This window comes from Acidimicrobiia bacterium (assembly GCA_035651955.1).
Classification (GTDB): domain Bacteria; phylum Actinomycetota; class Acidimicrobiia; order IMCC26256; family JAMXLJ01; genus JAMXLJ01.
Genome location: DASRES010000040.1, coordinates 79,376 through 91,351, shown reverse-complemented (window position 1 = coordinate 91,351; position 11,976 = coordinate 79,376). Strand labels below are relative to the sequence as shown.

Genomic DNA, 11,976 nt, shown 5'->3' with positions numbered 1-11,976 from the left:
GGCCGCGAGACCATCCCGAAGCGGAATCCATTTCCTCACCGTGCCATGCGACTCGATGAGGGCATCCGGTATTAGCACCGGTTTCCCGGTGTTATCCCGGTCTTCGGGGCAGGTTCCTCACGTGTTACTCACCCGTTCGCCGCTAGGACATCCCGACCGAAGTCGGGAGCCTCGCTCGACTTGCATGTGTTAAGCGCGCCGCCAGCGTTCGTCCTGAGCCAGGATCAAACTCTCCATCGAGATCTCGACCTCGCCACCGAGGTGACGCGGCCTCCGATCCGTTGAGAGCCGCCGGTCCGGGCCACTCGCCCGTTCCGGCAACCGGCACGGTCGGCGCGGCGCACCGCACCACCGTGCATGAATCGACGACGTCTCGCGGCCTCGTCACCGGGAACCGGTGAGCGAGGGCGCGGACGCCCGCACTGGCTTTTGGCAATCACTCTTCCGTTTTCAAGGAGCGGCTGCCCGAGGTCACGAGGCCGCGACCGACCCGGCCGGGCTCGTCTCGGGCGGACACCCATCCGGTCGCTCGCCGGCTGTGGCTCGGGAGGCGACAGGCGTCCGTGTCAATCCGCTCGCACCGGACCGCGGCCGACCGCGGTTCCCGATGGCGGGACCTCTCATCTTACGAAGCGAGGCCAGCACAGTCAAACGCAGCCAGGGTCGGCTGCATTCCCGCCGCGAGCGGGCCGCCGGCGGAAACATTCAGCATAGCGGGCCCGGCACGGGCCCCGTCCGCGCCCGTCGGGGCGGCGGACGAGGCGGGCTTGCACCACGCGGGTTCGCACGAGGCGGGTCGGCAGAAGGGGTAGTCGCGGGGCAGGACTGCCCGTTGTTGCCCTCCGGGCGCGTTGTTAGCCTGCGCGCGCGTTGCCACCCCCGGGCGGCGTGGAGCTCGCCACGCCGGGCAGGAGCGAAGGGCGGGGCACATGGAGCAGGGCAGGAACTCTCTCGCGCGACGCGCGGGCAGGGCCACACCACCGGACGACGACCGCCGGACCGCACCCGACCGCCGGTTCACACGGCGCGGCGCCGCGCACGATGCACGACTCGCACTCGCGACGGTGCGCGCGCTGCTCGCCACCCAACTGGAACGTGATCCCGCGCTCCCCGACGACACCGTGGCGTGTCTGCGCGACGCGAGCTTCGAGGTCGATCGGCTCGCACTGTTGCTCGCGCCGGACGCCGGGGACGCGCGCGATCGAATCTGCGACGTCGCCGCGATCGCCCGCGACGTCGCCCGCGCGCACCAGGCGGCATCCGGTGTGCCGGTCCGCTGCCTCGGACGCGCCACGCTCGCGGCCGGCGACGCGCTGACGATGTGGCGCGTGCTCGCGAACCTGGTCGACAACGCGTGTCGTGCGGCGACCACCGTGGGCGGCGCTGGGAGTGTCACCGTCGTCGTGTCGACGGACGACGCGCGCAGCGGCGTCGTCGTCGACGTCGCCGATACGGGCCCCGGATTCGGCTCTGGTTGGGTGCCCGGCGTCGGGATCGACGTGGTGACGTGCCTCGTGGAGGAGCTCGGAGGCTCGCTCGACGTGGACCGCGGCACGGGCGGCACCGGGACGCGCGTGCGGATCGAGCTGCCGGGCGTCGGGGACGTGTCGCCGGCGGCGAGCGATTGCGTGACGGCATGAACGCGCCCGCGCCCGTCCGGACGTTGCTGTGCGACGACCACGCCGTGTTCGCCGAGGCGGTCGCGAAGCTCTTGCGGGGCCGGGGCGTCGACACGGTCGTCTGTCGCGACCCCGCAGACGCGGCGGCGCTCGTACGTGACGAGCACTTCGACGTGTGCCTCATGGACCTCGTGTTCGACGACGACCTCGCGGGCCTCGCCGGCATCCGGTGCGTGCGCGCCACGTCACCGAGCACGGCAGTCGTCGCGTTGACGAGCGCCGACGACGACGACCTGGAACGGCGCTGTCGCGCGTCGGGGGCTGCCGCGTTCGTCGCGAAGACCGCGAGCGCGGATGCGCTGTTCGACGCGATCGGGCGCGTCCGCGACGGCCACGGGTACTTCACGAAGCGTGACGCGCCCGGGCCCGGCGTCACCGACCGCGACCCGGCCGGGCGCCTCGCCTCGTTGACCGGTCGCGAGCGCGAGGTCCTCGCTCGCCTGCTCGCCGGTCAGACGGCCGCGGTCATCGCTCGCGAGCTCGGTGTGACGTACGCGACGGCGCGCACGCACGTCCAGCGCGTCCTCGTGAAGCTCGGGGCGCATTCGGCGGTGGAGGCCGTCGCGTTCGCGGCGCGTCACGGCGTGCGCGCGCACGAATCCGCGCGCGCCTCGTAGCCCGGACCGCCGGGCCGCCCGTCAGACGCGACGGAGGAGCCCGGCGCGGACTTGCCGGCTGCGCCGCGCGCGCAGCGCGACGGCGACCGCCTCGACCGACGAGTGCACCGCGAGCTTCCGGAAGACGCTCTGCATGTGCGTCCGGATGGTGTTCACCGACGTGAAGAGCTCGCTGGCGATCGCGGCCCGATCGAGCCCTGCGACCATGAGGTCGAGCACCTCGCGTTCGCGTGCGGTGAGCGTCGCAAGCCGACGGCTCTCGTCACTCGCATCGCGTTCGTCGGCGAGCAGGTCGGAGATGACGTCCGTGAGCAACGCGGGCGGGATGCTCATCTCACCGCGTGATGCTGCGACGACCGCGTCGACGAGCGCGTCGACGGTGCCGTCCTGGACGACGACACCGGTGGCGCCGGCGCGTATCGCGTCGATCGCCGTCCGGGCGTCGGCGCGCTCCGCGACGACGATCACGCCGCGGTCACGACCCGTCTCCCGCGCCTCGGCGACGAACGCGAGGGCATCCGTCTCGCCGACGGTCGTCTCGACGACCACGACGTCGGGGTCCATCACGTCGAGCACCTGCCGCGCGTCGGCGAGTGTCCGCGCCGTCGCGACACCGTCGACGTCGTCCTCGGCGACGAGCAGCGCCGCGAGCGCGTCCGCGAACACCTGGTGATCGTCGACGACGAGTACCGAGCACGACACAGGTCCCACCTCGCGGTCGCAGCCACGGTCGCGACGGACTGTAACGCCGCACCGTCCGGGATGCCGCGGTGACGGCCGCGACCCGCGGCCGTCACCGCCACGCGATCGCTTCGTCGTGTCAGCCCTGGATGACGAAGACGCCTTGATCCGCGCTCGCGCCGGCGAAGTTCAGCGCGCTGATCACGCCGACGTTCGCGGAGATGGCCGTGTTGTGCGCGAAGACGAAGGAGTGGTTGCTGCCGAAGTGCAGGAACGAGAGCGTGTCGCGCTCGGGCAGCACCGCGCCTGTCTCGGCCTCGAGCTCGCTGGGTGTCAACGCCATGGGATCCTCCCGTATGTCGACGGACGTCGCGTCGGATCGTGCACGTCGTTGCGCGCGGCGGCATCGCTCATGCGAGCGAGATTCGCTCGTCCGAATGCATGACGTGCTGTCGCCGGTCCCGCGACAGCGCGCCGGGCGGCGTCGCGCCTCATGCAATCGGACGAGGAAATCTCGACCTCGTGGCAGATGCGCGCGTGCGGTGGTCACGCCGATGATCGCTGCGCCAACGTCCCAACAGACATCCCCGGAGACAAGGAGGCGACGATGGCACTGACGCCCGCGGAGCTCGAGCAGGAGACGGGTGCGATCCTGCCCGAACGGGACACGCTGTCGTTCCTGCACTTCGGCAGCAACCACTCCTTCGTGCTCGCACACAACACCTCGATCGCGGTGAACGCCGGCTTCTTCTCGTTCGGCAACGTCGCGCAGTCCGAGGCGACGCAGCTCGTCTTCGTCCACCAGGGCTGACGGGTGGAGGCGCCGGGGCGCGTGTCGGCGTCCCGGCGCCCGGCCCGCCCGACCGCCGGACCGAGCAGCACTGCGGGCATGGACGACTCACTCTTCCCCCGGACGACGGCGACGACGCGTCGTGCGCGGCGCCTGGCGCGACGGCCGCGTGCGCGGTTGGCACGCGCGGTCCAGACCGTCTCCCGACCGACGCGACAGCGGCGCCGGCGCCGGCGGATGCGGACCGTCCACGAGCGGATCCTGCGCTCGACACGCGCACGCCGGAGCGCGCTCGAGGCGCTCGCCGCCCCCGAGCGTCCGCGCCTGGCAGCCGGTGTCGAGCTCGCTGGCCGCTACCGCGGCTCGGGGTTCCGCGACCGCCGTTACCTCGTGTGCCGCGACGACGGTCAGTGGGTGCAACTCACGCCGCTCCTGTACCAGGTCGCGAACGCGCTCGACGGCGAGCGGACCGTCGCGGAGGTGGCCGCGACCGTCAGCCGGCGCATCGACCGCGACGTCAGCGCCGAGAACGTGGCCCTCCTGCTCGCGAAGCTCGAGGAGCTCGGGCTCCTCGCGTCGCGGCCGGTCGAGCCCGGCTCGCTCGATCTCCTGCTCGGCTTGCGCGTCCGCAAGGCATGGATCCCGGCCCACGTCGTGCGGCCCGTCGCGCGCACGCTCAGCCCACTCTTCAATCCGCTCGTCGTCGTCGCCGTGCTCGCCGGGTTCGTCGCGACGGAGTGGACGACGCTGACGGGCGCGCGCCTCGTCGGTGCTGCGGACGCCTTGCTGACGCGCCCGATCGAGGCACTCGCAGTGATCGCGATCGTCTTCGCGGGCGTGCTGTTCCACGAGCTCGGGCACGCGAGCGCGTGCACGTACGGCGGCGCGACACCCGGCGAGATCGGCGGTGGGTTCTACCTGTTCTGGCCGGCGCTGTACACGAACGTGACGGAGTCGTACCGGCTGCGGAGGTCGGGGCGCGTCCGCACCGACCTCGGCGGTGTGTACTTCAACGCGCTCACCTGCGTCGTGGCCGGCGCGGGATACGCGCTGACGGGGTGGAGCGGGTTCGTCGCCGCGGTCGCGGTGATCAGCATCATCATCGTCGAGCAGCTCCTGCCGTTCGTCCGGTTCGACGGGTACTGGGTGCTCAGCGACCTCGCCGGCGTCCCGGACCTGTTCCCACGCCTGCACGCGGCCCTCGGACGGCTCGTGCCACGTCGTCCGGTCGCTCCCGCGCTCGCGGACCTCAAGCCGCGTGCGCGGCGTGTCATCGTCGTGTGGGCGGTCGCGACCGCGATCGTGCTGCCGCTCCAGTTCGCCCTCATGCTGTTCGTCGCGCCCTCCCTGGCGGCGTCGACGTGGTTCGAGCTCCGCGACGTCGGTACGGCGGTGGTCGACGCGGCCGGCGCGCACGCGTGGGCGGCGATGACGCTCGGCATCGTCCAGGTCGCGCTCGTCACGGTGTTCTTCGCGGGGCTCGTGGGCGCGCTCGTCTTCTTCGTCCAGCGCGCCGTTCGCGCCACCGCGCGCCGCTGCGGTCCGTCGCGGGTGCGGCGCCTGCCGGCCAGCTTCGCCGTGGTCGCCGCGTTCGCCGCGCCGGTCGCGTGGTCGGCGTCGCAGTTGCGGATCGTCCACGCATGATCGTCTCGTCGGGATCGGAGGCAGGGATGCTGCACACGCACGTCGTCGAGGGTGCGCGCCGGGTCCGGCGCCGGGCGAGGATCCGGCGCCGCCGGATGCGGGGCGGGGTCGGGGTGCTGCTCGCGCTGGGCCTCGTGCTCGTCCCGTTCACGTCGGCGGACGCGCTCGTCGCCTGGAACGGCGCGATGGCGTTCACGGCGCTGTACCACCAGACGGATGCCGACGTCTCGTTCCAGGTGCGTACCGGACGCGGGCCCGGCGTCGGCGTGGCGAACACGGCGTTCGCCTTGAGCGCGTACTGCCAGGAGTGCCACACGGTCGCGATCGCGGTGCAGATCGACCTCGTGAGCGGGACGGTCGTCGGAGTCGACGCGCGCAACCGAGCGGAGGCGCGCAACTGGAATTGCGTCGCGTGCGACACACTGGCGTCGGCGGAGCAGTTCGTCGTCGCGCCCGGAGGCGAGGTCGTGCTCACGCGCCAGGCGCGACGGGACCTGCGCATGATCGAGTGGCAGCTGCGGATGCTCGCGCATTCCGGTCAGACGTCGCAGCAGATGCAGCCGTCGATCGACGCGCTCATGAACCGGATCGTCCAGGTGCTCGAGACCGAGCTCGTGGTCGTCACACCGGCGTCGCCGAGCGTCTCCGCACCGTCCGCGCCGGCTGCGCCGTCGTCGGGTGCGCCGGCGATCGGCGCGCCGCCGGGAGCGCCCGCGTCGTCGACGCCTGCCGTGACGGTGCAACACACCGGCGGGACGGTCGTCGCGCACGGGCCGAACGAGAGCCAGCAGACGTGACCGCGCCCGGTCAGGCGCGTGTGGAACGCCGCCGCGTGACCGCGGTGCTCGCCGCCTTCGCGCGAGGAGGGAGCCCGTGCGTGGCACCGCGTCGTCGGTCAGCGTGAGCATCACACGCATCGAGTCGAACCGTCACGGCGACGTCGTCGTGCACGGCACGGCGTCGCCGGGCGCGCGCGTCACCGTGAACGGGCGCGGCGTCCGCGTGGGCGCGGACGGGAGGTGGTCCGCGACCGTCCCAACGGGCACGACCGCGACCGTCAGCGCGGTCGCCGACAGCGCAGACCGCTCGAGCCGCTCGTCGACGACGGTGACGGTCTCGGCGTGACGGCTGCGGTCACGCGGTGATGCCGCCCGCGGCGTCGGCACCGCCGACGGCCGTGCGCACCGACGTGACGAACGTGGCGAGCTCGGCGACGGGACGTGCGCCCGGACCGGAGTCGTCGAGCACGCGCACGAGGTACGAGCCGGCCGCCCCTTCGAGCTCGACCCCGGCGGCAGACGTCGCGGCCCACGCGCCCGCGACACCCGGGACCGGGTCGCCGCAGTCGCACCCGGCGGCCTGCTGCGCGCCCGCCTGCGACGCGAACGCGTACACGACGAGGTGCACGGTCCCGGTGTCCGTCGCGTAGATGCGCTCCATCGAGCGCTCGAAGCCGAGCCCGGCGAAGCGCTTCGACAGCTCCGGCCCGAGTTCGTCGGGCTCGAGATCGGTGTCGGGCCCGACCGCCTCGTAGCCCGCGGGCGGCGCGACGTCGAGCAGCTTCTCCATCGCGGCCCGCAAGCCGGCCTGTGAGCCCGCGGCCGGCGCGGCGGTCGCGCCCCGGGACCCGTCGTCGTGCAACGGTGCGAGACGGCTCGGGCCGTGGCTGCACGCAGTCGTGAGGAGCGCGACCACGAAGGCCGCGGCCAGGGCCATCCGGGCACGGCGCATGGGGCAAGCGTAAGGATCGTTCGGTTCGTGCGGAATGGGCCATTCGGCCAGTTCCGCGGGGGACGGCGCGCCCCGGTCGGCTCAGCGCACGTGGAGACGGGCCCAGCGGCGCTTCCCGACCTGGACCTGGACGCCGTCGACGTCGGCGGCCGAGACCTCGCCGTCGGGGTCGCTCGCGCGCTCGCCGTCGAGACGCACGCCGCCCTGCTCGATCATGCGACGGCCCTCCTTGTTCGACGGGACGAGGCCCGCGAGGTGCAGGACCTTGGCCAGCCGGACGCGGCCGTCGTCCGCGAACTCCGACGCGGGGATCGCCACGTCGGCGACCTCGCTCGGCGCGTCGCCGGCCTTGAACACCCGGTCGAACTCCGCCTCGGCGTGCACCCCGGCCTCGTCGCCGTGGTACAGCTCGACGACCCGGCGGGCGAGCATGCGCTTCGCGTCGACGGGCTTCAGCCGGCCGTCGCGCAGGCGCGCGAGCACGTCGGCGACATGGTCGGGATGCCAGCCCGTCGTCAGCTCGAGGTAGCGCGGCATGACGTCGTCGGGGATCCGCATGAGCTTGCCGAACTGCTCGGGCCCGGGCTCCTCGATGCCCACGTAGTTGCCGAGCGACTTCGACATCTTCTGCACGCCGTCGAGCCCCTCGAGGAGCGGCGTCGTGAGCACGACCTGGGGATCCTGGCCCGCCTGCTCCTGCAGGTGCCGACCCATCAGGTTGTTGAAGAGCTGGTCGGACCCGCCGAGCTCCACGTCCGCCCGGACCTGCACGGAGTCGTAGCCCTGCAGGAGCGGATACAGGAACTCCGACAGCGAGATCGGCTGACCCGAGCGGTAGCGCTTCGCGAAGTCGTCGCGCTCGAGCATGCGGGCGACGGTCGTGCTCGCCATGAGGCGGAGCACCCCTTCCATCCCGAGCCCGGCCAGCCACTCGGAGTTGCGGCGGACCTCGATGCGGCCGGGCGTGAAGTCGAGGATCCGCCGGACCTGCTCGACGTACGTCGCCGCGAAGGCGTCGACCTCGTCGGCGGTCAGCCGGGGCCGGGTCGCGGACCGGCCCGACGGGTCACCGACCTGGGCGGTGAAGTCGCCGACGATCAGGACCGCGACGTGGCCCAGGTCCTGGAACTGCCGGAGCTTGCGCAGGACGACCGCGAAGCCGAGGTGGATGTCCGACGCCGTCGGGTCGATGCCGAGCTTCACGCGCAGCGGGCGGCCGCCCGCGAGCCGGCGGCGCAGCTCGTCGACGCTGATGACGTCGACCGCGCCGGCCGTCAGCAGGCGCAGGCCCTCGTCGACGGGTTGCTCCACGGCGGCGAACGGTAGTGCAGGCACCCGCCCGGCCTGCCGACACAACCCCTGGGGTCCCCGACCGGGCGTGCCCGCGAGCCGGTGGGGCGGCAGTAGCACAATGTGGCTGATGAGGGGAACGGCGACGACGGGGAGGACGGCGCGGGCCCGCGGTGGCGCGCTGCTCGCCGTCGTCGTGGTGACGTCGCTCCTCGCGGCCGGCTGCAGCTACACGACCAACCTCGACTTCCGGGTGCGGCAGGCGTCGTCGAGCCAGGTGCTGGCGGCCGACGGATCGCTGCTCGCGACGCTCCACGCCGAGCAGAACCGCGACCCCGTCCCGCTCGCGCAGATCTCGCCGCTGCTGCAGACGGCCGTCGTGGCGACCGAGGACGCGCGCTTCTTCGAGCACGACGGCGTCGACCCGCGGTCGATCGTGCGCGCGCTCGTCCACGACAGTCAGCAGGGCTCGCTCAGCGAGGGAGGGTCGACGATCACGCAGCAGTACGTCCGGACCGTGCTGCTCGACCAGAAGAAGACGGTCAGCCGGAAGCTGCGTGAAGCCGTGCTCGCCGTGCAGATCGAGCGGAAGCTCAGCAAGAAGCAGATCCTCGAGCGCTATCTGAACGCGGTCTACTTCGGGAACGGCGCGTACGGCGCGCAGGCCGCGTCGCGTCTCTACTTCGGCAAGGACGCCAAGGATCTCGACCTCGCGCAGGCCGCGCTGCTCGCGGGACTGCTGCAGGCGCCCGAACGCGACAACCCGTACAAGGCGCCCGCGGCCGCGCTCGCGCGGCGCGCGCACGTCCTCGACCGCGTCGAGAAGCTGCAACGCGAGCCGGAGCCGATGATCGCCGCCGCGCGCGCGGAGCCGTTGCAGCTCGTGCCGCTCGCGCCGGAGCAGCGCTACCCCGCCGGCCACTTCGTCGAGCGCGTCAAGAGCGTCATCCTCAACGACCCCGCGTTCGGCGACACCGCGGAGGCGCGTCGCCAGGCCCTGCTCGAAGGCGGCTTGCGCATCTACACGACGCTCGACCCCAAGCTGCAGTCCGACGCCGAGCAGGCGATCGGCGACGTGATCTCACGGCCGGCGACCGATCCGTCGGCCGCGCTCGTGTCGATCGATCCGACGAACGGCTACGTCCGCGCCTACGTGGGCGGCCGCGACTTCTTCGCGTCGACGCCGGCGGCGCAGTTCGACCTCGCGAGCCAGGGTGAACGCCAGTCCGGCTCCGCGTTCAAGCCGTTCGTGCTCGCGGCCGCGCTCGAGGCGGGCGTGCCGTTGTCGCGGACGTACTCGGGACCCGCGCAGCTCACCATTCCGCTCCCCGCGCCGCAGCAACCGTGGGTGGTGCACAACTTCGAGAACCAGGGGTTCGGCCGGCTGAACCTCGTGGACGCGACCGTCGAGTCGGTCAACACCGTGTACGCGCAGCTCATCGAGGACATCGGTCCGCGTCGTGCGGTCGACCTCGCGCACCAGATGGGCGTGACGGCGCCGCTGCAGGCCGTGCCGTCCGCCGTGCTCGGCACGAACGACGTCAGCGCGCTCGACATGGCGTCCGCGTACGCGACGTTCGCGGCAGACGGGGTGCACACGGACCCGGTCTTCGTCACGAAGGTCACCGACCGCAACGGCAAGGTGCTCTACGAGGCGCCGGCCCAGCACCGTCGCGTGCTGCCGTCGTCGATCTCGCGCGAGGTGACCTCGGTGCTCCAGCAGGTCGTCGATCGCGGGACGGGCGTGAAGGCGCGCATCGGGCGACCGGTCGCGGGCAAGACGGGCACGACCGACGGCAACGCGGACGCGTGGTTCGTGGGGTACACGCCCGAGCTCGCGACGTCGGTGTGGGTCGGCTTCCCCCAGTCGCGCACGCCGATGATGCCGCCGACGACGCGCGTGACGGTGACGGGCGGGACCTGGCCGGCTCAGATCTGGCAGCTGTTCCAGAGCACCGCGCTCGCGTCGACGCCGGCATCGACGTTCCCTCCGGTGCAGGCACCCCCGCCGTCGACCACGACGACGACGGTCGGGCCGGCCTTGCCCAACGTCGTGGGGATGCGGATCGGCGACGCGCAGCGCGTGCTGTTCGACGCCGGCTACCAGGTCCGCACCGACTCCGCGCCGAGCCGCCAGTACCCGCCCGGCACGGTGCTCTCGCAGTCGCCCGGCGGTGGGACGCCCGCGAGCCCCGGCGAGACGGTCTCCCTCGTGCTGGCGAGCGGGCCGCCCACGTCGACGACCGTGCCCGGCCTGCTCGGTCAGACGACGTCGCAGGCGACGCTGCTCCTACAGCAGGCCGGCCTGCAGGTCGCGGTGACGACCCAGGAGCAGCCTCCGCCGACCGACCCGTCGCTCGCCGGTCGCGTGTGGAGTCAGACGCCCGCCGCCGGAACCGTCGTCGACGCCGGCACCACGGTCGCGGTGTCCGTCAATCCCGGTTAGTGCGGGGTGTCGAGCGTGTACTCCCAGCCCGGTTGCCAGGCGAAGTCCTCGGTGACGAGATCGTCGAGCGTCCGCCCGGCGAGCGCGCAGTCGAGCGCCCAGCGCGTCGCGACATGCCCGATGACGAGGACGCGCGAGCACGCGTAGCGGTCGGGAAACGTCTCGAGGAACCCGGTGACGCGCGCGCGACCGCGTCGCGCCACGACTCGCCGCCGGGATACGGCGCATCGAGATGACGCGCCCGGTCGGCGAGGACCGTGACGTCGCTCATGGCACCAGCCATCATGCACGCGTGCCGTCGTTCGATCCCGTCGTCGACGCGTACGACGCCGCGCGGCCGTCGTACCCAGACGATGTCTACGACGCGCTCGGGCCGCTGCGCGGGCTGCTCGTGCTGGAGGGCGGGGCCGGTACCGGGATCGCGACGCGGGCGCTCGCGTCGCGCGGCGCGCGCGTCGTGGCGTACGACATCGGCGTCGCGATGTTGGCGCGTGCAGTTGCGCGTTCGCCCGGGCTGCCTGCGGTCGTCGCGGACGGTGCGCGGCTCCCGTTCCGCGACGGGTGCGCCGACCTCATCTGCTTCGCCCAGTCGTGGCACTGGCTCGCGGCCGAGCAGCGGCGCTCGGAGGTGGCGCGCGTGTTGCATCCGGGAGGTCGCTGGGCGGCCTGGTGATCCCACGCAACGGCGGACGGGGAGACGTGGTTCGACGCGACGTGGGATCTGATCGAAGGCGTGTGTCCTCCGGTTCATCGCTCGCAGCGCGACACGGACTGGGGTGCCGAGCTGCGGGCATCCGGGTCGTTCGACGTCGGTGACCGCATCGACGTGCCGTGGGGCCGCGAGGTGAGCGTGGACACGTGGACCCAGGACCTGTCGAGTCACAGCTTCGTGATGGCGCTGCGTGAGGACGCGCGGTCGTCGTTGCTGGACGCGATCCGGGATGCTGCCGCGCGCGCGTTTCCCGACGGGTCGATGCGCATCCCGCACGAGACGAGACTGTGGATCGCGCATCGGCGATGACTTCGCGTGCGTGCGCCGTTCGCGCGCGACGTCATTCGCAAGATTTTTCTCCGCTCTTCTCCGTTCGCACGGCGTTC

At 72.5% G+C, this 11,976-nt stretch carries 14 protein-coding genes and 1 rRNA gene; 9 read left to right on the top strand and 6 right to left on the bottom strand.

Annotation, left to right across the window (positions count from 1 at the left end; genetic code table 11):
* Positions 1–240, bottom strand: a 16S ribosomal RNA gene (locus VFC33_09565); the annotation flags it as partial.
* Positions 241–929: 689 nt separating this feature from the next.
* Between VFC33_09565 and VFC33_09560 the strand changes: the two genes are divergently transcribed.
* Positions 930–1,640: an ATP-binding protein gene (locus tag VFC33_09560; GenBank protein ID HZR13487.1), complete on the top strand. Its 711-nt coding sequence runs from the start codon at positions 930–932 to the stop codon at positions 1,638–1,640.
* The gene (locus tag VFC33_09555) at positions 1,637–2,296 is read left to right on the top strand and encodes a response regulator transcription factor (GenBank protein ID HZR13486.1); all 660 of its coding nucleotides are present in this window, start codon (positions 1,637–1,639) and stop codon (positions 2,294–2,296) included. Before VFC33_09560 ends, VFC33_09555 begins: the two co-directional genes overlap by 4 nt.
* A gap of 21 nt (positions 2,297–2,317) precedes the next feature.
* Here VFC33_09555 and VFC33_09550 read toward each other — a convergent pair whose 3' ends face one another.
* Positions 2,318–2,998 carry a response regulator transcription factor gene (locus VFC33_09550; GenBank protein ID HZR13485.1) on the bottom strand — a complete coding sequence of 227 codons (681 nt, stop codon included), beginning with the start codon at positions 2,996–2,998 and terminating at the stop codon, positions 2,318–2,320.
* 118 nt (positions 2,999–3,116) lie between these two features.
* On the bottom strand, positions 3,117–3,320 hold the full coding sequence (locus VFC33_09545; GenBank protein HZR13484.1) for a hypothetical protein: 204 nt from the start codon (positions 3,318–3,320) through the stop codon (positions 3,117–3,119).
* 264 nt (positions 3,321–3,584) lie between these two features.
* Between VFC33_09545 and VFC33_09540 the strand changes: the two genes are divergently transcribed.
* The 4 genes from VFC33_09540 (at position 3,585) to VFC33_09525 (ending at position 6,536) form a co-directional block, all read left to right on the top strand.
* Positions 3,585–3,788: a hypothetical protein gene (locus tag VFC33_09540; GenBank protein HZR13483.1), complete on the top strand. Its 204-nt coding sequence runs from the start codon at positions 3,585–3,587 to the stop codon at positions 3,786–3,788.
* A 216-nt stretch (positions 3,789–4,004) separates the two neighbouring features.
* The gene (locus VFC33_09535) at positions 4,005–5,411 is read left to right on the top strand and encodes a hypothetical protein (protein HZR13482.1); all 1,407 of its coding nucleotides are present in this window, start codon (positions 4,005–4,007) and stop codon (positions 5,409–5,411) included.
* Entirely contained in the window at positions 5,408–6,208 is an 801-nt protein-coding gene (locus tag VFC33_09530) for a hypothetical protein (GenBank protein ID HZR13481.1), read from the top strand. Before VFC33_09535 ends, VFC33_09530 begins: the two co-directional genes overlap by 4 nt.
* A 76-nt stretch (positions 6,209–6,284) precedes the next feature.
* Positions 6,285–6,536, top strand: coding sequence for a hypothetical protein (locus tag VFC33_09525; protein ID HZR13480.1), 252 nt, complete (start codon positions 6,285–6,287; stop codon positions 6,534–6,536).
* Positions 6,537–6,545: 9 nt separating this feature from the next.
* On the opposite strand, the gene VFC33_09520 is transcribed toward VFC33_09525, so the two are convergent.
* Both VFC33_09520 and tyrS read right to left on the bottom strand, forming a co-directional pair.
* Positions 6,546–7,142: a hypothetical protein gene (locus tag VFC33_09520; GenBank protein HZR13479.1), complete on the bottom strand. Its 597-nt coding sequence runs from the start codon at positions 7,140–7,142 to the stop codon at positions 6,546–6,548.
* 81 nt (positions 7,143–7,223) lie between these two features.
* Positions 7,224–8,453: a tyrosine--tRNA ligase gene (tyrS, locus tag VFC33_09515; protein HZR13478.1), complete on the bottom strand. Its 1,230-nt coding sequence runs from the start codon at positions 8,451–8,453 to the stop codon at positions 7,224–7,226.
* Between the two features lie 109 nt (positions 8,454–8,562).
* On the opposite strand from tyrS, the gene VFC33_09510 reads away from it, so the two are divergent.
* The gene (locus VFC33_09510) at positions 8,563–10,878 is read left to right on the top strand and encodes a transglycosylase domain-containing protein (protein HZR13477.1); all 2,316 of its coding nucleotides are present in this window, start codon (positions 8,563–8,565) and stop codon (positions 10,876–10,878) included.
* On the opposite strand, the gene VFC33_09505 is transcribed toward VFC33_09510, so the two are convergent.
* The gene (locus VFC33_09505) at positions 10,875–11,081 is read right to left on the bottom strand and encodes a hypothetical protein (protein HZR13476.1); all 207 of its coding nucleotides are present in this window, start codon (positions 11,079–11,081) and stop codon (positions 10,875–10,877) included. The genes VFC33_09510 and VFC33_09505 overlap by 4 nt on opposite strands.
* Before the next feature lie 89 nt (positions 11,082–11,170).
* On the opposite strand from VFC33_09505, the gene VFC33_09500 reads away from it, so the two are divergent.
* Positions 11,171–11,551, top strand: coding sequence for a class I SAM-dependent methyltransferase (locus VFC33_09500; protein HZR13475.1), 381 nt, complete (start codon positions 11,171–11,173; stop codon positions 11,549–11,551).
* Positions 11,552–11,611: 60 nt separating this feature from the next.
* Positions 11,612–11,899: a hypothetical protein gene (locus tag VFC33_09495; GenBank protein HZR13474.1), complete on the top strand. Its 288-nt coding sequence runs from the start codon at positions 11,612–11,614 to the stop codon at positions 11,897–11,899.
* Positions 11,900–11,976: the final 77 nt, after the last annotated feature.

Bases quoted from the DNA above. Each gene is read 5' to 3' on its own strand.
- VFC33_09520 (HZR13479.1), bottom strand. From the start codon at position 7,142: ATGCGCCGTGCCCGGATGGCCCTGGCCGCGGCCTTCGTGGTCGCGCTC.
- VFC33_09540 (HZR13483.1), top strand. From the start codon at position 3,585: ATGGCACTGACGCCCGCGGAGCTCGAGCAGGAGACGGGTGCGATCCTG.
- VFC33_09530 (HZR13481.1), top strand. From the start codon at position 5,408: ATGATCGTCTCGTCGGGATCGGAGGCAGGGATGCTGCACACGCACGTC.
- VFC33_09555 (HZR13486.1), top strand. From the start codon at position 1,637: ATGAACGCGCCCGCGCCCGTCCGGACGTTGCTGTGCGACGACCACGCC.
- VFC33_09535 (HZR13482.1), top strand. From the start codon at position 4,005: ATGCGGACCGTCCACGAGCGGATCCTGCGCTCGACACGCGCACGCCGG.
- VFC33_09560 (HZR13487.1), top strand. From the start codon at position 930: ATGGAGCAGGGCAGGAACTCTCTCGCGCGACGCGCGGGCAGGGCCACA.
- VFC33_09510 (HZR13477.1), top strand. From the start codon at position 8,563: ATGAGGGGAACGGCGACGACGGGGAGGACGGCGCGGGCCCGCGGTGGC.
- VFC33_09545 (HZR13484.1), bottom strand. From the start codon at position 3,320: ATGGCGTTGACACCCAGCGAGCTCGAGGCCGAGACAGGCGCGGTGCTG.